The 847-nt window shown below is 43.9% G+C and carries 2 pseudogenes; both read right to left on the reverse strand.

From position 1 onward, the window contains the following. Positions 1-230 (reverse strand): annotated as a pseudogene (locus CIK04_RS33580) (MFS transporter); the annotation flags it as partial. Between the two features lie 355 nt (positions 231-585). Next, a pseudogene (locus CIK04_RS23690) lies at positions 586-847 on the reverse strand (alpha-galactosidase); the annotation flags it as partial.

Raw genomic sequence — 847 nt, forward strand, 5'->3', positions numbered from 1 at the left:
CAAGGGCGGAACTTACCGAACTTAGAACGTGTATTGTCGACGATCACCCCATCATTGGGTCTGTAATCGCATCGATAATACGTGCAGCTAAAAGATGTACGACGAAAGCGGCAGACAAAGCCGGCCACGTCCGTAAAGTAGAACAATTAAAGAAGATATAGATTGGGGACACAGGCAAAGTCTTTACCCAGTGCGCCAAGACCGTAGGACAGCTTGGTTTGTAGCGTAATTTTTCAGACATAATTCATTCCTAGTATCGTTATCGCGCAGCACTCCCTAACAGAGAAGCCATCACGTCGACGTCTTTTATTTAGTTTTCGATGCTCATGCTACTCACCGACAGGATCCCTTACTGTGATCCATTACCACTTTATGGAAACGTTTACAGTTCAGTTTTCAAAATGAGACATTGAACAATTTTATTATGACCAACTTCCAGAAAATAACGTTCAATTCCCTAACTTTAGCATCAAAGTTCATCAATAAGTCATGATAACGATTTCATAAAAACAAAAACAACGCAAAAGCCGTACAGATCGGGCCTCTGTACGGCAATAAAAACAAAGAAGAAACAACGAAGGCGTCTTAGTGAATACGTTCGAACATCAACAACATCGCACTTTCTGCATCAAGAATTGGCATGGTTAAACCGACCTCTTCACACCATGCGCCGGACAGTTCGCAGCCCGATTCTGTCCAAGGTGGTTGGTAATTCACGATGTCATCGTAGTTAGACGGCTTATCCAATACCGTCACTCGATATGTGGCTTGTGGATCTAAACCCGGTATAGCGCAAATGTCCCACTGTAGAGAGTTCGTCGGCATCGCGAGCTGAGCAATCATCACC

Source organism: Vibrio sp. 03_296, from assembly GCF_002265885.1.